We start from the raw sequence: 19,366 nt of genomic DNA, 5'->3' as shown, positions 1-19,366 counted from the left end.
GCAAGATAACTAAAAATCCCTACAGGAGAGAATAATGATCGACACCATCACACTCGGTGCTGAGTGGTTTATCGGGCTGTTCCAGAAAGGCGGAGAAGTGTTTACCGGCATGGTGACCGGTATTCTGCCCCTGCTGATCAGTCTGCTGGTCATCATGAATGCGCTGATTAACTTTATCGGTCAGCAGCGCATTGAACGTTTTGCCCAGCGTTGCGCCGGAAACCCGCTGTCCCGCTATTTGCTACTGCCGTGCATCGGCACATTTGTATTTTGTAACCCAATGACGCTGAGTCTGGGTCGCTTTATGCCAGAAAAATACAAGCCCAGTTACTACGCCGCCGCGTCTTACAGTTGCCATTCCATGAACGGCTTATTCCCGCACATCAACCCCGGCGAACTGTTTGTCTATCTGGGGATCGCCAGCGGACTGACCACGCTGGGGCTTCCGCTTGGCCCACTGGCGGTGAGCTATTTACTGGTCGGTCTGGTGACCAACTTCTTCCGTGGCTGGGTGACCGATTTCACCACCACTATCTTCGAGAAAAAAATGGGCATTCAACTTGAGCAGAAGGTACATCTGGCGGGAGCAACATCATGACACGTATTCGTATTGAAAAAGGCACCGGCGGCTGGGGTGGCCCGCTTGAACTGGATGCCGTTCCGGGCAAGAAAATTGTCTATATCACCGCAGGAACTCGCCCCGCGATCGTCGACAGGATAGCAAGCCTGACCGGCTGGCAGGCCGTTGATGGCTTCAAAGAGGGCGAGCCGCCGGAGAGCGAAATTGGTGTGGCGATCATCGACTGCGGCGGCACGCTGCGCTGTGGGATCTACCCTAAACGCCGTATACCGACGGTGAATATTCACGCTACGGGTAAATCCGGCCCACTGGCTCAGTACATTGTCGAAGATATCTATGTCTCTGGCGTAAAAGAAGAAAATATTACTGTTGTCGGCGAAGCGTCCGCCACGCCAACGCCCGCAAGCAGCAGCATGGGACGCGATTACGACACCAGCAAGAAAATTACCGAGCAAAGTGATGGTCTGTTGGCAAAAGTGGGGATGGGCATGGGTTCAGCCGTTGCGGTTCTGTTCCAGGCCGGGCGCGACACCATCGATACCGTCCTGAAAACTATTTTGCCATTTATGGCGTTCGTCTCAGCACTGATCGGCATCATTATGGCTTCGGGTCTGGGGGACTGGATTGCCCATGGACTTGCACCACTGGCCAGCCATCCGCTGGGATTGGTCACTCTGGCACTTATCTGCTCTTTCCCACTGCTGTCGCCTTTCCTCGGCCCCGGTGCGGTTATCGCCCAGGTTATCGGCGTGCTAATCGGTGTACAGATTGGTTTGGGGAATATTCCCCCACATCTGGCGCTACCAGCCCTGTTCGCCATTAACGCCCAGGCCGCATGTGACTTTATTCCTGTCGGGTTGTCGCTGGCCGAAGCGCGTCAGGACACGGTCCGCGTCGGCGTGCCATCTGTTCTGGTGAGCCGCTTTCTGACCGGCGCGCCAACCGTTCTCATCGCCTGGTTTGTTTCCGGCTTTATTTACCAATAAGAGGCACTCAAAAATGACCGTGATTTATCAAACCACCATCACCCGTATCGGCCAGAGCGCCCCGGATGCATTGTGCGACCAGATGCTGATTACCTTTCGTGAAGGCGCGCCCGCGGATATCGAGGAGTTTTGCTTCATCCATTGCCACGGCGAGCTGAACGGTTCGTTGCAAGCTGGGATCCAGTTTGAACTAGGCCAGCATCACTACCCGGTCACCGCCGTTGGCAGCGTGGCGGAACAAAACTTACGTGAACTCGGGCATATCACTCTGCGCTTTGACGGACTGAGTGAAGCGGAATTCCCCGGTACCGTACATGTTGCAGGTCCCGTACCGGACGGTATTGCGCCGGGCTGTATTTTGAAGTTTGTTGCTTAAGATTGAAGGAGATAAAGATGAATCAGGTTGCCGTTGTCATTGGTGGAGGCCAGACCCTTGGGGCATTCCTTTGCCGTGGGCTTGCGACAGAAGGATACCGCGTCGCGGTGGTGGATATTCAAAGCGATAAAGCCGCCAACGTGGCGCAGGAAATTAACGCCGAGTTTGGCGAAGGTACAGCCTACGGTTTTGGCGCAGATGCCACCAGCGAACAGAGCGTGCTGGCGCTGTCGCGCGGAGTGGATGAAATATTCGGTCGTGTTGATCTGCTGGTTTACAGCGCGGGTATCGCTAAAGCCGCGTTTATCAGCGACTTTCAGCTTGGGGATTTCGACCGCTCGCTGCAGGTCAATCTGGTTGGCTACTTCCTCTGTGCACGTGAATTCTCACGCCTGATGATCCGCGATGGCGTGCAGGGACGCATTATCCAGATCAACTCCAAATCAGGGAAAGTGGGCAGCAAACACAATTCAGGCTACAGTGCGGCAAAATTTGGCGGCGTGGGCTTAACCCAGTCACTGGCGCTGGATCTGGCGGAATACGGCATTACCGTGCATTCACTGATGCTCGGCAATCTGTTGAAATCACCGATGTTCCAGTCGTTATTACCGCAATATGCAACCAAACTTGGCCTTAAGCCAGATGAAGTTGAGCAGTACTACATTGATAAGGTTCCGCTTAAGCGCGGCTGCGATTATCAGGACGTGCTAAACATGCTGCTGTTTTACGCCAGTCCGAAAGCCTCTTACTGTACCGGGCAGTCCATCAACGTCACCGGCGGTCAGGTGATGTTTTAATGTTGAATTGCCGGATGGCGTCTGCGCTTATCCGGCAAAATCAAAGGAGTACATAATGGTTTCCGCACTGATTACCGTCGCCGCTATCGCCTGGTGCCTGCAACTGGCGCTTGGTGGCTGGCAAATATCCCGCTTTAACCGGGCGTTTGATAGGCTTTGCCAACAGGGTCGGGTTGGTGTTGGTCGCTCCGGTGGGCGTTTTAAGCCGCGCGTGGTAGTGGCCATCGCGCTGAATGAGCAGCAGCGAGTTACAGACACGTTATTTATGAAAGGTCTTACGGTATTCGCCAGACCCGGCAAAATTGCCACGATAACCGGCAAACATCTTGATGATTTACAGCCTGATGTGATCTTTCCCCATGATCCGTTAGCACAGAATGCACTATCATTGGCGCTTAAACTGAAACATGGGTAATTTCGTTGTGAATGCTAATAGCTTGCGAAATTATCATTTTGCAACCTATACCCCAAATAATTCGAGTTGCAGGAAGACCAACGCACATGCAGCTTGAAGTATGACGGGTAAATACATAAGTCAGGGTAATCACGCCTATGAAACCTCGTCAGCGTCAGGCTGCCATATTGGAGCACCTGCAAAAGCAGGGAAAATGCTCGGTTGAAGAACTGGCCCACTACTTTGACACGACTGGCACGACCATTCGCAAAGACCTGGTCATTCTGGAGAACGCCGGAACCGTCATTCGTACCTATGGCGGCGTGGTATTAAATAAAGACGAATCCGATCCGCCAATCGATCACAAAACGCTAATTAATACGCATAAAAAAGAGCAGATTGCCGAAGCTGCCGTCCGTTTTATACACGATGGAGACTCTATTATCCTGGATGCGGGCAGCACCGTACTGCAGATGGTGCCGATGCTCACGCGCTTTAGCAATATCACCGTCATGACCAACAGTCTGCACATTGTTAACGCCCTTTCGGAGCTGGACAACGAGCAAACCATCCTGATGCCGGGCGGGACCTTTCGCAAAAAATCTGCGTCATTTCACGGTCAGCTGGCAGAAAACGCCTTTGAGCAGTTCAGCTTTGATAAACTCTTCATGGGCACCGACGGCATTGACCTCAATGCCGGCGTGACCACTTTTAATGAGGTGTTTAGCGTCAGTAAAGCGATGTGTAATGCCGCTCGCGAAGTGATTCTGATGGCTGACTCGTCAAAATTTGGGCGCAAAAGCCCTAATGTTGTATGCAGTCTGGAAAGCGTCGACAAGCTGATTACCGATGCGGGTATCGACCCTGCATTTCGTCAGGCGCTGGAAGCAAAAGGGATTGAAGTGATCATAACCGGAGAAACCAATGAGTGATGCACTACTGAACGCGGGCCGTCAGACGTTAATGCTGGAACTACAGGAAGCCAGCCGTTTGCCTGAGCGACTGGGCGATGATTTTGTCCGCGCCGCCAATACTATCATCCACTGTGAAGGCAAAGTCATTGTCTCCGGTATTGGTAAATCAGGTCATATTGGCAAAAAAATTGCGGCGACCCTCGCCAGTACCGGCACGCCTGCCTTTTTTGTGCATCCGGCGGAAGCGCTGCACGGTGACTTAGGGATGATCGAAAGCCGTGATGTCATGCTGTTTATCTCCTACTCCGGCGGTGCGAAAGAGCTGGATCTCATCATTCCGCGCCTGGAAGACAAATCCGTCGCCCTGCTGGCAATGACCGGAAAACCGACCTCACCGTTGGGCCTGGCCGCCAAAGCCGTGCTGGATATTTCCGTTGAGCGCGAAGCCTGTCCGATGCGCCTGGCACCGACGTCCAGTACCGTAAATACGTTGATGATGGGCGATGCGCTGGCAATCGCCGTAATGCAGGCGCGCGGCTTTAACGAGGAAGATTTTGCCCGCTCGCATCCGGCAGGTGCGCTGGGCGCTCGTCTGTTAAATAAAGTGCATCATCTGATGCGCCGTGACGATGCCATCCCGCAGGTGACGCTTACCACCAGCGTCATGGACGCGATGCTGGAGCTCAGCCGCACGGGTCTTGGCCTGGTCGCTGTCTGCGACGACCAGTCACTGGTGAAAGGGGTCTTTACCGACGGCGACCTGCGCCGCTGGCTGGTTGGCGGCGGAGCGCTCACCACTCAGGTTAGCGAAGCAATGACCCAGAATGGCATTACACTGCAGGCGCAGAGCCGCGCGATTGACGCCAAAGAGATCCTGATGAAGCGCAAAATCACTGCCGCACCGGTGGTCGATGAAAACGGTAAACTCACCGGTGCTATCAACCTGCAGGATTTCTATCAGGCCGGTATTATCTAATCCTTCAACCCCAGACGCTTCGCCAGCCGGTGCAGGTTGGCGACGTCTGTTTCCAGCGCCCGCGCACTTGCCGCCCAACTATGGTTATTTTGTGCCAGCGCCCGGCGGATCATCTCCCGCTGGAACGACGCTGTTGCTTCACGCAGGTTGTGATGCTGTGGGATCTCCGCAACAACTTCCGCCGCCGGTGTTACTGTCGCTTCATCCTGCAGGGCAAAATGCTGCGCCTCCAGCACCACTTCATCCCCTGCTCTGGTCGCCCTTGCCAGAACCACCGCGCGGTGAATGGCATGTTCCAGCTCGCGCACATTCCCGGGCCAGGCGTAGCTCAACAGATGACTACGCGCACCGGGGCTTAACACCACGCGGGACAGTCCCAGCCGCAGCCGACATTGCTCGCAAAAATAGCCTGCCAGCAGCACCACGTCTTCACCGCGTTCACGAAGAGGCGGTACCGAAAGGGGAAAGACGCTCAGCCGGTGGAACAAATCCGCACGGAAATTACCGGCCAACACCTCTTCGCGTAAATCACGGTTCGTCGCCGCCAGCACTCGCACATCCACGCGCAAGCTGCGATCGTCACCCACGCGCTGAATATCACCGTACTGCAATACGCGCAGCAGCTTAGCCTGTAGCGCCAGCGAGAGTTCGCCTATCTCGTCGAGAAATAGCGTTCCATTGTCGGCCATTTCAAACTTACCGCTACGATTGCTGATAGCCCCGGTAAACGCGCCTTTTACGTGACCAAACAGTTCGCTTTCGGCAACGCTTTCCGGCAACGCCGCGCAGTTCAGATACACCAGTGGATTCACCGCGCGCGGTGAACCTTCATGGATAGCTTTAGCCACCAGCTCCTTCCCGGTCCCTGTTTCGCCGCTAATCAGCACGTTGAGATCGGACCCCGCCACAATCTCAATCTCTTTTTTCAACTGCATCATATTGGGCGACAGGCCAATCATCTGGGTTTCCGTCACCTGCTCGAAAGCCGTCGACGAACCTGGCAGCATATTCTGGCTTTCCAGCTGTTCAATCAGCAACGCATTGCTCAATGCGCCAGCCGCCAGCGCGGCAATCAGCCTAAGCTCCTCATCGCTGAAAACATCGAACTGATCAGGCTCCATGCCATCCAGAGTTAACGCACCAATCAAATTTTGACCGGCGAACAACGGCAGCCCAATACAGGCATGCACCTTCAGACTCTCTTGCCCCGGAATCAGACCATCATACGGATCTGGCAAATCGCTGTCGGCAGGGAAACGAACCACGTCCCCGGCGCGGGCAATCGCCTCCAGACGCGGATGCCCTTCCAGAGTAAAGCGTCTGCCGAGAACATCCTGCGCCAGCCCATCGATCGCCAGCGGAATAAACTGTCGCGACTCGTAGCGCAGCAGTGCCGACGCGTCGCACTCCAGCACCTGACGCAAGGTGGTTATCAGTCGTTGAAAACGGTCCTGATGCCCAATACCGCTTTGTAATTCAATGGCGATGCCCGCCAGCACGTCTACGGAAAAGCTCATGGCTACCTCATTGTCATTTTGACAATTCATATTGTCATATTGACAATAAAACATATAGTCATTTTGACTACCACCTTATAGGTGGTAAAACAACTAATCCTTTAAAATCAACCAAATAAAAAGTTGGCACGCAACCTGCAATTAGCAAAACATCTTTTTTGAAAAACGCTGAATTAATTGAGGTTGTTATGTCTATTCTGGTTAAAAATAACATTCATTGGGTTGGCCAACGTGACTGGGAAGTGCGTGATTTCCACGGAACTGAATACAAAACGCTGCGCGGCAGCAGCTACAACAGCTATCTCATCCGTGAAGAAAAAAATGTTCTGATTGATACAGTAGACCACAAGTTTAGTCGTGAATTCGTGCAGAACCTGCGCAGTGAAATTGACCTCGCGGATATCGACTACATCATCATTAACCACGCTGAAGAAGACCATGCCGGGGCGCTGACCGAGCTGATGTCCTGCATCCCGGACACGCCGATTTACTGCACCGCCAACGCCATTGACTCTATCAACGGGCACCACCATCACCCGGAATGGAACTTTAACGTAGTGAAAACCGGTGATTCGCTGGACATTGGTAACGGCAAGCAGCTGATCTTCGTTGAAACGCCGATGCTGCACTGGCCGGACAGTATGATGACCTACATGACCGGCGATGCGGTGCTGTTCAGTAACGACGCCTTCGGTCAGCACTACTGCGACGAACGTCTGTTTAACGACGAAGTTGACCAGACTGAACTGTTCGAACAGTGCCAGCGTTACTACGCCAACATCCTGACGCCATTCAGCCGTCTGGTTACACCGAAAATTACTGAGATCCTCGGCTTCAACCTGCCGGTCGATATGATTGCCACTTCCCATGGCGTGGTATGGCGCGACAACCCGACACAAATCGTTGAGCTGTACCTGAAATGGGCGGCGGATTATCAGGAAGACCGCATCACCATTTTCTACGACACCATGTCCAACAACACCCGCATGATGGCGGACGCGATTGCCCAGGGCATCAACGAAGTCGACCCAAACGTGGCGGTAAAAATCTTTAACGTCGCCCGCAGCGACAAAAACGAAGTTTTGACCAACGTCTTCCGCTCTAAAGGCGTGCTGGTCGGGACTTCCACAATGAACAACGTGATGATGCCGAAAATCGCCGGTCTGGTGGAAGAGATGACCGGCCTGCGTTTTCGTAACAAGCGTGCCAGCGCCTTTGGTTCACACGGCTGGAGCGGCGGTGCAGTAGACCGTTTGTCCACGCGTTTGCAGGATGCAGGTTTCGAGATGTCACTGAGCCTGAAAGCGAAATGGCGTCCGGACCTGGATGCACTGGAACTGTGCCGCCAGCACGGCCGTGAAATCGCGCGTCAGTGGGCGCTGGCTCCATTGCCGGAAACAACCGTGAAAGCCGTCGCCCAGGAAGAAGCCTGTGCATGTGCCGCTGCGGCTGCCGCCGATCTTGGTCCAAGCATGCAGTGCAGCGTGTGCCAGTGGATTTACGATCCGGCGAAAGGCGAACCGTTGCAGGACGTTGCACCGGGTACGCCATGGAGCGAAGTTCCGGACAACTTCCTGTGCCCGGAATGCTCACTAGGTAAAGACGTCTTCGACGTACTGGCAACGGAGGCAAAATGAGTCACGGCATTGTCATCATTGGTTCGGGCTTCGCCGCCCGCCAGTTAGTCAAAAATATCCGTAAGCAGGATGCGAATGTTCCGCTGACCTTGATTGCCGCGGACAGCATGGATGAGTACAACAAGCCCGATCTCAGCCATGTTATCAGTCAGTCGCAGCGTGCAGACGACCTCACCCGCCAGTCGGCGGGGGAGTTTGCCGAACAGTTTAATTTGCGCCTGTTCCCACATACCTGGGTAACCGACATCAACGCCGATGCCCACGTAGTGAAAAGTCAGGACAAGCAGTGGCAGTACGACAAGCTGGTGCTGGCGACGGGCGCTTCAGCCTTTGTACCGCCGGTTACCGGACGTGAGTTAATGCTCACGTTGAACAGCCAACAAGAGTATCGCGCTTGTGAAACGCAATTGCGTGACGCCCAGCGGGTGCTGATTGTCGGCGGCGGCTTGATTGGTAGTGAACTGGCGATGGATTTTTGTCGTGCCGGTAAAGCGGTAACGCTTATCGACAACGCCGCCAGCATTCTGGCTTCGCTGATGCCGCCAGAAGTCAGCAGTCGCTTACAGCATCGTCTGACCGATATGGGCGTACACCTGCTGCTGAAATCACAGCTTCAGAGCCTGGAGAAAACCAGCACCGGTATTCGCGCCACGCTCGATCGTAGCCGCAACGTAGAAGTCGATGCGGTGATTGCCGCCACCGGACTGCGACCGGAAACCGCACTGGCGCGTCGCGCCGGATTGAACATCAATCGTGGCGTCTGCGTCGACAGCTACCTGCAAACCAGCCACCCGGACATTTATGCTCTCGGCGACTGTGCGGAGATTAACGGTCAGGTGCTCCCGTTCCTGCAGCCGATTCAGCTGAGCGCCATGTATCTGGCGAAAAACCTGCTCGGCGGCAATGCGCCATTGAAACTGCCAGCCATGCTGGTAAAAGTCAAAACGCCAGAACTGCCTTTACATTTGGCCGGGGAAACCCAGCGCCGCGATCTGAACTGGCACATCACCGCCGAAGCACAGGGAATGGTCGCCAGAGGGATGAACGATGAAGGCCAGCTGTGTGCGTTTGTCGTCAGTGAAGACCGCATGAAAGAGGCCTTTGCGCTGCTGAAAACGTTGCCCGTGTAAGTCTGTGATGCCGGATGGCGCCGCTTCGCGTCTTATCCGGCCTATGACTTTGCCCGGCAACGCTGCTACTGATTTATTAACCTCACACACATGGATGTGCGTTGCCACTTGTCGGTATGCCCCGACATGTTTTTCTTGCCCCGCCAGTCCCGGGGCTTTTTTTATTTTTGCATCAACACCCGCGCCGCGGCAATCACGCCCTGCCCCAATGACAACCCGCCGTCGCCCGCCGGTAAACGCTGCGGGAACAGTAAGGTAAAATCACGCAGATAAATCGCCAGCCGGGATGACAGCAAGCGGTTATGCATCACGCCACCACTGAATACTAACGTTTTAATTCCGCGCGCTTCGGCCTGCTCACGCATCAGCGTGGCAAAACCACACGCCAGCGCGTCGTGAAACGCCCACGCTCTTTCTGCAGGGGCGGTCTGCCAGGCCAGCCATTGCTGCCAAAAAATTGCTAAGTCCAGTTGATTGCCATTAAGCGGCACCGTAACAGGGTGATCAACACCTGCACACTGCGATGCCAGCGCCTCCAGCGCACAGGCCGCCTCACCTTCATAACTCAACGATTCCGGCGCACAATGCAACGCGGCGGCAACCGCATCAAACAGTCGTCCGCACGACGATGCCAGCGGGGCATTGATTCCCCGCTCGATGGCGCGCGCCAGTACGTTCCAGTTTTGATGCTGTAGCCCCGATGTTTCTGGGTAACGCTGCCAGTCAGGAACAAAACGCAGGCACTGCGCGAGCAGATTGCGCCATGGCTGTTTTGCCGCTAAATCGCCGCCCGCCAGCGCTACCGCCGGTAAGCCGCCAAGGTGTTCGCATTCACGATAGTTGACCCGCAGACATTCGCCGCCCCACAGCTCGCCATTTTCCCCCATGCCGATACCGTCCAGCGTCAGAGCAATCACATCGCCGCCATCGAGCGGCCAGCCGTGCTCGGCAAGACATGCAGCGGCATGAGCATGGTGATGCAATACCGTTTCGGTTGGCAGATTCATTTCGCTGGCCCACTGGCTGGAAACATAGCCAGGGTGGGCATCATGCACGATACGCTGTGGCGTAAAATCATAAATATTCTGGATCAGGCGTAGCGCATCACGCCACTGCTGCTGAATGCCGTCATCGCTGAGATCGCCTAAATGCTGGCTGATAACCGCCTGTTCGCCACGCACCAGGCAGAAGGTATTTTTCAGATCCGCGCCTAAGCACAGCATCGGTGGCACGTCGCGAAATCCTGGCGGCAGCGCGACCGCATCCGGCACGTAACCCCGGGAACGACGCAGCATTTCCCCACTGTCACGCACCACGGAGTCATCCATCCGCTGCACAATTTCGCGGTTATGCAGCAGGAAACCATCAGCAATCGCACTTAAATCTTCCAGCGCCTGGGCGTTGGTAATGGCCGGAGGCCTGCCGCTGAGGTTGCCGGAGGTCATCACCAGTGGACAATTCATCTCTTGTAAGAGCAAATGCTGCAACGGATTCGCGGGCAGCATAACTCCAACCTCCGTTAACCCTGGCGCAATGCCCTCGCTCAATGCAGCGACATAGCGTTTCTGCACCAGCACGATCGGTGCGGCGGGGGTTGTGAGTAAACGACGCGCGGGTTCAGGCAGTCCGTCATCACCTGGCAGCATTACCGCCAGCGGTTTCGCCGGACGGTGTTTACGCAGCCTGAGCAGCGTGACGGCGTCATCATTGCGCGCATCGCACACCAGATGAAACCCACCAATGCCTTTAACCGCCACAATACCGCCGGCTTTCAGTCGCGATACCGCCGCCTGCAGCGCCTCTTCTTTCTCCGCCCGCTCATCCGTGCTGAACCACTCAAGATGAGGGCCGCACGCCGGACAGGCAACGGGCTGGGCATGGAAGCGACGATCATACGGGTCACGATACTCTTTGTCGCATTGCGCACAGAGTGGGAACGACGCCATCACGGTGAACGGGCGGTCATAGGGCATGGCGCGGATAATCGTAAAGCGTGGACCACAGTGGGTGCAGTTGATAAAGGGGTATCGGTAGCGACGTTCGCCGGGGGTATTCATTTCAACAAGGCATTCGGGACAAGTCGCGGCATCCGGAACGATTTGCGTATTCATCGTACCGCCAGCACTTTGACGAATCGAGAAATCGGCAGGCTGCTGCGTCCAGGCGATTGCTTCGCTCTCAACGCTGTCAATGCGCGCCAGCGGTGGGCAGTGTTGATGTAACTGCGCAATAAATTCCGCCGGATCTTCCTGTAAACGCACAACCACACCATCACCGTCGTTACACACATCGCCATGCAGTTGTAACCGCTGCGCCAGTTGCCAGACGTAGGGGCGAAATCCGACGCCCTGTACTTTGCCGCGAATACGCAACTGTACGCCGGAGAGGGTGTTTATTGTCATTAGATTATTCCCGCAGTCATCAATCCCGGTTAGCCTGATGGCGCGATGCTTATCAGGCCTACGGGGATGCAAACAGTAGGCCGGATAAGGCGAAGCCGCCATCCGGCATAAGTACTACCGTATTTTACGCGGATTTTCAGATATCAGAACAGCAAAGATGCGGTGGAATCCAGCGCCGCGCGACGGCGTTTTTCCGCACTAAGTTGCTCAAGCTTATTGCGATCGACATAAATCAGCGCGTGAGTCGGGCACACTTCCATACAGGCAGGACCGGCCTCGCGATGGTGGCACAGGTCGCACTTATTGGCTTCAGCTTTTTCTGCACGGACGTTCAGACCCGCGCCGCTGTTACGCACAACCGGACGCACGACTACTTCCATTGCGCCGTAAGGACAAGCCACAACGCAAGTTTTACAGCCAATGCAGCGTTCCTGCATTACGTGAACAAAACCTTTATCACGGCTGATCGCACCGTTCGGGCAGACGTTAGCGCACGGCGCGTCTTCACACTGGCGGCACAGCGTCGCCGTGGAGACATTAACGCCTTTGATGACGTGAATGCGGGGTAAAAAAGTTTCAGGGGTCAGCGATGCGCAGTCCTGGTTATCCTGATGGGATACCACGCAGGCCACTTCACAGGTACGGCAACCAATGCATTTATTGGCGTCTGCAATGATGAAACGGTTCATCAATTTCTCCAGCAATGACAGAATATCTGCCGAAGCATTCATAAATCGTGCCAGAATTTAATTTACTGTTATTAAAGGGATTTTATTTTGAAGAACGCAAGAAGAGCGTGTCATCGTCACTAGTGACGATGACAAATGACAGCCGTCAGCGCGAAGCGGGCGGCGCAACTGAGTCGCGCTGGATGAGTTCACCGGTGAAAGTCTTTGGCGGCGTAAACGCCCCGTCACCCAACATAAAGATCAGGCGCCCAATCGTTTCCTGAATCATTTCTGTTACCGGAATTTTAACGCTGGAAAGCGCCGGAATAGTGTATGCCGCGAGGGCGATATCATCAAAGCCAATCACCGACACCTGTGCAGGAACGCTCACGCCATGCTCGTGCAACTGCTTCATCGCGCCGATCGCCATATCGTCATTACTAGCCACCAGCGCGGTAAAATTGACCTTGCGCGAAAGCAAAGTATCCACACCCGCTGCACCGCAGGCTGGCGTCCATTTCCCTTTAACAATCAGATCATTATTTAGCGCGATACCTTGATGTGCCAGCGCGTCTTTATAACCTGAAAGTCGCTCCACGCCGGTTGGAGAATCCATCGAGCCGGTAATAAAACCAATCTCTTTATGCCCGGCGGCAATGAGCTGAGTAACGGCGTTAAAGCTGGTCTGCTTTTGATCACACCATACGCTGTGGCTACTGTTTTTCCGCAGGCGTCGATTAAGCACCATAATCGGCTGGCTGTGGGCATCGATGATATCGTCTATCTCATCCACGCTGAGAAAACGCGGATAAATCATAATCGCGTCACAGCGCAGGTCGAGCAGGTACTGGATCGCCTGACGCTCTTCCTCAGCGCTGTGCTTACCGTCAGCCAGCAACAACTGGCGTCCTTTATCTTCCGCCATCCGCGCGGTATGAAACAGCAGCTCGCTGAAATAGACGCCGTGATAAAGGGTATTTGTTACCACCAGGCCCAGCGTCTGCGTGGTTTTCGCCGCCAGACTGCGCGCCAGCAAGTTTGGGCGGTAACCACTCTCTTCAATGGCCTGAAACACGCGGTCTTTGGTCTCCTGGCTGACGTAGCCGTTCCCGGAAAGCACCCGGGAAACTGTCGCTTTCGACACCCCGGCACGCTTCGCCACCTCCAGCATCGTGGTCATATTACTCATCCCTATTCTCTCAATGTGACGCAGTGTACTGCACCGTTTCACCGCTGTCCTTGCTGCTAAATCGCAAACGCTGACATCTGGTGATCGGAATCACAATTACAAAAAATTATCAAAATTAAATCTTGCTCATTACTCATATTTTAAACATGATTTTGTGGAACCGGTTTCCTATCTGCGTTTCATAACCCAGAAAAGCGACCCAACGTAAACGGATAAAACATAACGTACCCTACTGATAAAACAGGATTAAATCCGATGTCCAAGAATTATGCAGCGCTGGCGCGCTCCGTTGTGACGGCTCTGGGAGGCGTCGACAACATCACAGCAGTGACCCACTGTATGACCCGTTTGCGTTTCGTTATCAAAGATGACTCGCAAGTCGACAGCGCGACGCTGAAGACGCTTTCTGGCGTACTTGGCGTGGTGCGTAGCGATAACCAGTGCCAGGTGATCATCGGCAACACCGTTTCGCAGGCGTATCGCGAAGTGGTCAGCCTGTTGCCTGCCAATATGCAGCCTGCTGAGCCGCAAACCAAACCCCGACTGACGCTGAAGCGGATTGGCGCGGGGATCCTCGACGCGCTGATCGGCACCATGTCGCCGTTGATCCCGGCAATTATCGGCGGATCAATGCTCAAGCTGCTGGCAATGATCCTCGAAATGACCGGCGTGCTGGAGAAAGGATCGTCCACGCTCACCATTCTGACCGTTATCGGTGACGGCGCATTTTTCTTCCTGCCGCTGATGGTCGCCGCGTCGGCCGCTATCAAATTCAAAACCAACATGTCGCTGGCAATCGCCATCGCGGGCGTACTGGTGCATCCCAGCTTCATCGATCTGATGGCGAAGGCTGCGCAGGGTGAGCACGTTGAGTTTGCCCTGATCCCGGTGACTGCAGTGAAATACACCTACACGGTGATCCCGGCGCTGGTGATGACCTGGTGCCTGTCATACATCGAACGTTGGGTCGATCGCATCACTCCGGCGGTAACCAAAAACTTCCTTAAACCAATGCTAATCGTGCTGATCGCCGCGCCGCTCGCCATCGTCATCATTGGCCCGATCGGCATCTGGATCGGTAGCGCAATTTCAGCGCTGGTCTATACCATCCACGGCTATCTCGGCTGGCTGTCGGTGGCCATTATGGGCGCACTGTGGCCGCTGCTGGTAATGACCGGTATGCACCGTGTCTTTACGCCAACCATTATTCAGACCATTGCCGAAACCGGAAAAGAAGGCATGGTGATGCCGTCGGAAATCGGCGCCAACTTGTCGTTAGGTGGTTCATCGCTGGCAGTGGCATGGAAAACCAAAAACCCGGAACTGCGTCAGACGGCGTTAGCGGCAGCCGCCTCCGCCATCATGGCGGGGATTTCCGAACCTGCGCTTTATGGCGTAGCGATCCGCCTGAAACGACCACTGATTGCAAGTCTTATCAGCGGTTTTATCTGCGGTGCCGTTGCCGGAATGGCCGGACTTGCAAGCCACTCCATGGCAGCTCCTGGTCTGTTCACCAGCGTCCAGTTTTTCGATCCGGCCAATCCGATGACTATCGTTTGGGTATTTGGCGTGATGGCGCTGGCGGTAGTGCTTTCCTTTGTATTAACGCTGATTCTCGGCTTTGAAGATATCCCTGTCGAAGATGCAGCCGCGCAGGCCAGAAAAAACCTGGCCGCACAACCGGGCAATATCAATGGAGCCAGCATTTGACTGGTATGAACTGAGGTTAATTATGTCTGTTTTTCCGCAAGGATTTTTATGGGGCGGCGCACTGGCCGCCAACCAGTCTGAAGGGGCATACCGGGAAGGCGGCAAAGGACTTACTACCGTCGATATGATCCCCCACGGTACACACCGGATGCCCGTCAAGCTGGGTCAGGAAAAGCGCTTTGCGCTGCGGGATAACGAATTTTATCCCAGCCATCAGGCGATCGACTTTTATCATCGCTATAAAGAAGATATCGCGCTGATGGCGGAAATGGGGTTTACGGTATTTCGTACTTCCATTGCCTGGAGCCGTCTCTACCCTAACGGCGATGAGCTGACGCCTAATAAAGAGGGCATCGCGTTTTACCAGAACGTGTTTGCCGAGTGTAAAAAATACGGTATTGAGCCATTAGTCACGCTGTGTCACTTCGATGTGCCAATGCATCTGGTCACCGAGTACGGCTCCTGGCGTAACCGCAAAATGGTTGAGTTCTTTACCCGCTATGCCCGTACCTGCTTCGAGGCCTTTGACGGTCTGGTGAAGTACTGGCTAACGTTCAACGAAATCAACATTATGCTACACAGCCCCTTTTCAGGCGCCGGACTGGTATTTGAAGAAGGTGAAAATCAGGATCAGGTGAAATATCAGTCCGCTCACCACGAACTGATAGCCAGCGCCCTGGCGACTAAAATAGCCCATGAAATTAATCCGCAAAACCAGGTCGGTTGTATGCTGGCTGGCGGTAATTTTTATCCTTATTCCTGTAAACCAGAAGATGTGTGGACCGCGCTGGAAAAAGACCGCGAAAACCTGTTCTTTATTGACGTGCAGGCGCGCGGGGCCTACCCGGCTTATTCTGCCCGCGTGTTTCGCGAAAAAGGCGTGGTCATAGAAAAAGCCCCAGAAGATGACGACATCCTGAAAAACACCGTCGATTTCGTCTCGTTCAGCTATTACGCATCGCGCTGCGCCTCGGCGGAAATGAACACCGGCAATACCAGCGCCGCCAACGTGGTGAAGTCGCTGCGTAATCCGTATATTGCGGCCAGCGAATGGGGCTGGGGCATCGATCCGCTTGGTCTGCGCATCACCATGAATATGATGTATGACCGCTACCAGAAACCGCTATTTCTGGTGGAGAACGGGCTGGGAGCGAAGGATGAAATCGATGCCAATGGTGAGATCAATGACGACTATCGCATTAGCTATTTACGCGAACATATTCGCGCCATGGCAGACGCGATTGAAGATGGCGTGCCCCTGATGGGTTACACCACCTGGGGCTGTATCGATCTGGTTTCTGCCTCAACCGGTGAGATGAGCAAACGCTACGGTTTTGTGTATGTGGACCGCGATGACGCGGGCAACGGCACGCTGGCGCGCACCCGTAAGAAATCTTTCTGGTGGTACAAAAAAGTGATCGCCAGCAACGGCGCCGATCTGGCATAACAGATCTGCCGGAGGGGATTACAGTCTTCCGGCAGAATTACATATTTTCATTTATTACATTCCAGATGTGGAATCGTCCTTCCAGTTTCAGGTTTGCCCTCATCCTTTTTTACTGGCATTTTATTCAGTAGTTTTTAATCCTGGCCGTTCACCACAAGGAAGCGTGCATGTTTGATAAAAAGGGTAAATCAGCAGAGGTAATCACCAAACCGGTACGTCGCTTGAAAGTCAGCTATGTCAGAAAACGCCATGAAGATCCAAAAACGGGTTACACGCGACGAATCAGTCGGCACGCCTCGCTCACGCTGAACGGCGACTGGCTGGAACAAGCTGGATTTCCGACCGGTACAGCAGTGAATGTATCAGTGATGCAGGGGAAATTAATTATTGAACAGGCAATTAAATGACGAGGATACACTGCGAAAACAGGCCGGATGTCGTTCACATCCGGCACTGATACGGTTTACTCTTCTGGCGCTTCCAGCTCGGAGAATCCACCGTGTCCTTCCCAACCGGCTAATCGCTGATAGACGGTATCAACAGCATCTTTGATCGGCTGTGTCATCGGGTAGTAAAAACCGACGATGTCCGGTTGAATGCCGAGGAAAATCACCTCACCAACGTCGTCTTTCAGCTGATCGACCAGGTAATTCAGCGGCATGTTATGGGTGGTCATCATGAACATCTCGGCAATGTCATCGGGATCGATAATGCGGATTTCACCAGGGTTTAGCCCCATATCGGTAGCATCAACAATCAACAAACGTTGCGGACGCAGTTCACGGATGGCGACAATATCGTTCTCTGGCGCACTGCCGCCGTCGATGACAACCCAGTTGCCTTGAGGATTTGCAGCACACATTTCAGCCAGCAGCGGGCCCGCGCCGTCATCGCCCATCATGCTGTTACCCACACATAATAAAACGTCAGTCACGGTGTCTCCTCACCATCAGATAGATGGCGCTTTCCTGGTGTATGTCGTGCAGCATGCTAAGCATCAGCTTGCTCCACTCCTGCTGCTGCGGGGTCTGTACGGCACGCGCATCATCGAACGCGCGTGCCAGCATTTGCACATGGTTGAAATCGATAACGATCTCGCCGTATTTCGGCACACCTTCCATTTTCCGGCGGGCTTCGCTTCCCTCAGCAAGGGTAGCAATCCATGCCAGATATTCGTCCCATGGACAAGTTAACTCCGCTTCCAGGCAATCGATGATCCCAAGGTGGTGACCAATCGCCAGGCTGTAATAGACAACCTGCTGCGCCTCAGCGGGCGTCGCATCGTTCTCATCAATAAACTTACGGCTCAGTTGACTGAACACCACCGTTTCACTCATCGGATACGCGCCTCTTCGACAACATGGTTAAGATGCGTGACGATCTCGGTCAGACGCGGATCGTTTTCCGCCTCCAGCCAGCGCGCCACCTGATGCTCGCCCTGCCCTAACTGCGTCATATAGTCATCAGCAATCTGGCGACCGTAGCGGTATCCCGCCAGACGGCGAGCTTCGCGATCCACCTTCACTCGCAGCGGCTGAACCATATCCGGATGCAGAATTTCGGCGGGCTGTTCGTCCAGTTCACCCGGCGCACGCGCGTGAATTTTTTGTTCCAGCAGACCCAGCGCCATGGCAAAACCATACAGCGTGGCTGCAGGCGTTGGCGGGCAGCCAGGGATATAGACATCCACCGGTACGATTTTGTCCGTGCCGCCCCATACGCAGTATAAGTCGTGGAAAATACCGCCGCTGTTACCGCAAGCACCGTAAGAGATACAAATTTTCGGGTCTGGCGCAGACTGCCAGGCGCGTAGCGCCGGAGAGCGCATGGCACGGGTTACCGCGCCGGTAAACAGCAGGATATCCGCATGACGCGGGGACGGTACCACTTTGATGCCAAAACGTTCGGCGTCAAACAGCGGAGAAAGCGTGGCGAAGATTTCGATTTCGCAACCGTTGCAGCCGCCGCAGTCCACACGGTAAACGTACGCTGAACGCTTGATGCTTTTTAGCAGCGACGCTTTCATGCTGGCAATGGATTCATCCACCGTCATCGGTACCGGAATACCGTTGGCGTCACGTGGGCCTAATAAATTGCTCATCAGCTGGCCTCTTTCATATGGCGAGTCAGTTCAATACGATCAGACGGCACCAGGCATTTCTGGCGCTTACAGTCCGGGCAGGTCTCAAAGCTTTCACGGTGGTTTTCCGCGCGGCTATCACCGTTGTGCTTAAGCAGCGCAATGGCGTAATCAATCTCTTTTTGTACCGCAAACGGACGGTTACATACGCGGCAATTACACAGCGCAAAGCGGGACTGCTGCAGGAAATCCTCTTTCTTCCACACCGCCAGCTCATACTCCTGCGACAGCTTGATCGCCGCCGTCGGGCAAACTTCTTCGCAACGGGCGCAGAAGATGCAGCGACCGAGGTTGAACTGCCACGCCAGTTCATTGGTGGCCAGATCGGTTTCGACCGTCAGCGCGTTCGACGGGCACGCATTTACACAGGCCGCGCAGCCAATACACTGCTGCGGATTATGTTCCGGTTTGCCACGGAAGTTTTTATCGACCGCGATCGGCTCCAGCGGATACGACGACGTCGGAGCCCCGGTTTTGATGACTTTTTTGATAAAGGTAAACAT

Annotated in this window: 20 protein-coding genes; 12 read left to right on the top strand and 8 right to left on the bottom strand. The window is 54.4% G+C overall.

Translation table 11 applies throughout. From position 1 onward, the window contains the following. The first annotated feature begins 34 nt into the window (after positions 1-34). The 7 genes from srlA to gutQ all read left to right on the top strand — a co-directional run bounded on the left by srlA (position 35) and on the right by gutQ (position 5,023). The gene (srlA, locus tag OGX67_RS14475) at positions 35-598 is read left to right on the top strand and encodes a PTS glucitol/sorbitol transporter subunit IIC (RefSeq protein ID WP_003037339.1); all 564 of its coding nucleotides are present in this window, start codon (positions 35-37) and stop codon (positions 596-598) included. Beyond that, positions 595-1,566, top strand: coding sequence for a PTS glucitol/sorbitol transporter subunit IIB (gene srlE / locus OGX67_RS14470; RefSeq protein WP_003840246.1), 972 nt, complete (start codon positions 595-597; stop codon positions 1,564-1,566). The genes srlA and srlE overlap by 4 nt, the downstream gene beginning before the upstream one ends. 13 nt (positions 1,567-1,579) lie before the next feature. Then, positions 1,580-1,942 carry a PTS glucitol/sorbitol transporter subunit IIA gene (gene srlB, locus OGX67_RS14465; protein ID WP_003846051.1) on the top strand — a complete coding sequence of 121 codons (363 nt, stop codon included), beginning with the start codon at positions 1,580-1,582 and terminating at the stop codon, positions 1,940-1,942. A gap of 17 nt (positions 1,943-1,959) precedes the next feature. Continuing rightward, complete coding sequence (srlD, locus tag OGX67_RS14460; protein WP_003037345.1) at positions 1,960-2,739, top strand: sorbitol-6-phosphate dehydrogenase; 780 nt, start codon at positions 1,960-1,962, stop codon at positions 2,737-2,739. A gap of 55 nt (positions 2,740-2,794) precedes the next feature. Continuing rightward, complete coding sequence (gene gutM, locus OGX67_RS14455) at positions 2,795-3,154, top strand: transcriptional regulator GutM (protein WP_003037348.1); 360 nt, start codon at positions 2,795-2,797, stop codon at positions 3,152-3,154. Between the two features lie 137 nt (positions 3,155-3,291). Then, the gene (gene srlR, locus OGX67_RS14450; RefSeq protein ID WP_003037350.1) at positions 3,292-4,065 is read left to right on the top strand and encodes a glucitol operon DNA-binding transcriptional repressor SrlR; all 774 of its coding nucleotides are present in this window, start codon (positions 3,292-3,294) and stop codon (positions 4,063-4,065) included. Further along, on the top strand, positions 4,058-5,023 hold the full coding sequence (gene gutQ / locus OGX67_RS14445; protein ID WP_003037353.1) for an arabinose-5-phosphate isomerase GutQ: 966 nt from the start codon (positions 4,058-4,060) through the stop codon (positions 5,021-5,023). Before srlR ends, gutQ begins: the two co-directional genes overlap by 8 nt. Here the strand turns inward: gutQ and norR are convergent. Next, positions 5,020-6,540, bottom strand: a complete 1,521-nt coding sequence (gene norR, locus OGX67_RS14440) for a nitric oxide reductase transcriptional regulator NorR (RefSeq protein WP_204583328.1) — start codon at positions 6,538-6,540, stop codon at positions 5,020-5,022. The genes gutQ and norR overlap by 4 nt on opposite strands. Positions 6,541-6,728: 188 nt before the next feature. On the opposite strand from norR, the gene norV reads away from it, so the two are divergent. Beyond that, positions 6,729-8,177 carry an anaerobic nitric oxide reductase flavorubredoxin gene (gene norV / locus OGX67_RS14435; RefSeq protein ID WP_044699694.1) on the top strand — a complete coding sequence of 483 codons (1,449 nt, stop codon included), beginning with the start codon at positions 6,729-6,731 and terminating at the stop codon, positions 8,175-8,177. Then, the gene (norW, locus tag OGX67_RS14430; protein WP_071696693.1) at positions 8,174-9,307 is read left to right on the top strand and encodes an NADH:flavorubredoxin reductase NorW; all 1,134 of its coding nucleotides are present in this window, start codon (positions 8,174-8,176) and stop codon (positions 9,305-9,307) included. The genes norV and norW overlap by 4 nt, the downstream gene beginning before the upstream one ends. A gap of 161 nt (positions 9,308-9,468) precedes the next feature. Here the strand turns inward: norW and hypF are convergent, their stop codons facing one another. The 3 genes from hypF to OGX67_RS14415 form a co-directional block, all read right to left on the bottom strand. Continuing rightward, positions 9,469-11,709 (bottom strand): carbamoyltransferase HypF, encoded by a 2,241-nt coding sequence (gene hypF, locus OGX67_RS14425; protein ID WP_257651602.1) that lies wholly within the window; start codon positions 11,707-11,709, stop codon positions 9,469-9,471. Positions 11,710-11,852: 143 nt separating this feature from the next. Continuing rightward, positions 11,853-12,398 (bottom strand): electron transport protein HydN, encoded by a 546-nt coding sequence (hydN, locus tag OGX67_RS14420; protein WP_003037366.1) that lies wholly within the window; start codon positions 12,396-12,398, stop codon positions 11,853-11,855. Between the two features lie 145 nt (positions 12,399-12,543). Next, the gene (locus tag OGX67_RS14415; protein ID WP_003037371.1) at positions 12,544-13,557 is read right to left on the bottom strand and encodes a LacI family DNA-binding transcriptional regulator; all 1,014 of its coding nucleotides are present in this window, start codon (positions 13,555-13,557) and stop codon (positions 12,544-12,546) included. A gap of 264 nt (positions 13,558-13,821) precedes the next feature. On the opposite strand from OGX67_RS14415, the gene ascF reads away from it, so the two are divergent. The 3 genes from ascF (at position 13,822) to OGX67_RS14400 (ending at position 17,130) form a co-directional block, all read left to right on the top strand. Further along, positions 13,822-15,276, top strand: a complete 1,455-nt coding sequence (ascF, locus tag OGX67_RS14410) for a PTS cellobiose/arbutin/salicin transporter subunit IIBC (RefSeq protein ID WP_257651603.1) — start codon at positions 13,822-13,824, stop codon at positions 15,274-15,276. Positions 15,277-15,298: 22 nt separating this feature from the next. Then, positions 15,299-16,723, top strand: a complete 1,425-nt coding sequence (locus tag OGX67_RS14405) for a 6-phospho-beta-glucosidase (protein WP_048213492.1) — start codon at positions 15,299-15,301, stop codon at positions 16,721-16,723. A gap of 167 nt (positions 16,724-16,890) precedes the next feature. Then, a complete protein-coding gene (locus OGX67_RS14400) occupies positions 16,891-17,130 on the top strand; it encodes a SymE family type I addiction module toxin (protein WP_044699699.1) in 240 nt (79 codons plus the stop codon). Between the two features lie 56 nt (positions 17,131-17,186). Here the strand turns inward: OGX67_RS14400 and hycI are convergent, their stop codons facing one another. From hycI to hycF, 4 genes are read right to left on the bottom strand one after another with little or no spacing between them, the layout of a single operon-like run. Beyond that, complete coding sequence (gene hycI, locus OGX67_RS14395; RefSeq protein ID WP_003037382.1) at positions 17,187-17,657, bottom strand: hydrogenase maturation peptidase HycI; 471 nt, start codon at positions 17,655-17,657, stop codon at positions 17,187-17,189. Continuing rightward, entirely contained in the window at positions 17,650-18,060 is a 411-nt protein-coding gene (locus OGX67_RS14390; RefSeq protein ID WP_257651604.1) for a formate hydrogenlyase maturation HycH family protein, read from the bottom strand. Before OGX67_RS14390 ends, hycI begins: the two co-directional genes overlap by 8 nt. Next, a complete protein-coding gene (hycG, locus tag OGX67_RS14385) occupies positions 18,057-18,824 on the bottom strand; it encodes a formate hydrogenlyase subunit HycG (RefSeq protein WP_003037388.1) in 768 nt (255 codons plus the stop codon). Before hycG ends, OGX67_RS14390 begins: the two co-directional genes overlap by 4 nt. Beyond that, a complete protein-coding gene (gene hycF / locus OGX67_RS14380) occupies positions 18,824-19,366 on the bottom strand; it encodes a formate hydrogenlyase subunit HycF (RefSeq protein WP_003037391.1) in 543 nt (180 codons plus the stop codon). Before hycF ends, hycG begins: the two co-directional genes overlap by 1 nt.

Source organism: Citrobacter sp. Cf118, assembly GCF_030334095.1.
Lineage (GTDB): Bacteria > Pseudomonadota > Gammaproteobacteria > Enterobacterales > Enterobacteriaceae > Citrobacter > Citrobacter freundii.
Note: the sequence above shows the minus strand (reverse complement) of the source record. Positions and strands in the feature narration are given on the sequence as shown.